Consider the following 810-nt stretch of genomic DNA (forward strand, 5'->3'; position numbering starts at 1 on the left):
GCGTTCGCGAGCCGCGCGAGCGGCGTGTGCGTCAGCGCGTGCATCGCCCATGCCGACGCAACACACCATGCGGCAATCACCGCATACGCATGCGCCGGCGCGCCGAACTGCCAGCCGCCCCACGTCGTGCCGCCCGCGCGGTCGATCGGCACGCCGCCGAGGCCGCCGAACCATGCCGGCACGCTCCACGCGGCGGCCGCGACGCATTCGCCGAGCCCGAGCGTAATCATCGCGAACGCGGTGCCGGAACGGCGTGTCGCGAGCAACCCGGCAACGAATCCGAATCCCGCGCCGGCCACGCCGCCGACGAGCGGCAACAACGGCAGCGGGCCGCCCATATGGTTGAACCAGTGCGCGGCCGCGAACGCGCCGAGGCCCGCGAACGCCGCGTGCCCGAACGACAGCAGCCCGGTCGTGCCGAGCTGCAGGTTGTACGACAGCGCGAGCACGACGAGCGCAGCCGTCTGCGCAAGATAGCCGAGCACCGCGCCATGCGGCCACAGCCACGCGGGCAGCACGAAGCACGCGGCGAACAGCGCCCAGCGCGTGCATCCGGCGAGCACGCGGCTACGCATCGACCCGTTCTCCGAACAGCCCGCGCGGCCGCGCGACCAGCACCACGACGAGCAGCAGGTACGGCACCAGCGGCGCGAGTTGCGCGATCGACACCGCGGCCACGCGGTCGGGCAACACGATGCCGGCCCATGACGCGAGGTCGCGCAGCGACGTGTCGCTCGCGGCCGCGAAGGTCTGCGCGAAACCGACCGCGAGCGACGCGACGAACGCGCCGCCGAGCGAGCCGAGCCCGCC

At 73.6% G+C, this 810-nt stretch carries 1 protein-coding gene and 1 pseudogene; both read right to left on the bottom strand.

Features of this window, described 5'->3' with window-relative positions:
* Positions 1–575, bottom strand: a 575-nt coding sequence (locus tag L810_RS43775) for an ABC transporter permease subunit (RefSeq protein WP_042978558.1), incomplete at its 3' end; no start/stop codon positions are given.
* Positions 568–810: pseudogene (locus L810_RS43780) on the bottom strand (branched-chain amino acid ABC transporter permease); the annotation flags it as partial. The pseudogene L810_RS43780 and the gene L810_RS43775, both read right to left, overlap by 8 nt.

It is taken from the genome of Burkholderia sp. AU4i (assembly GCF_000466765.1).
Lineage (GTDB): Bacteria > Pseudomonadota > Gammaproteobacteria > Burkholderiales > Burkholderiaceae > Burkholderia > Burkholderia cepacia.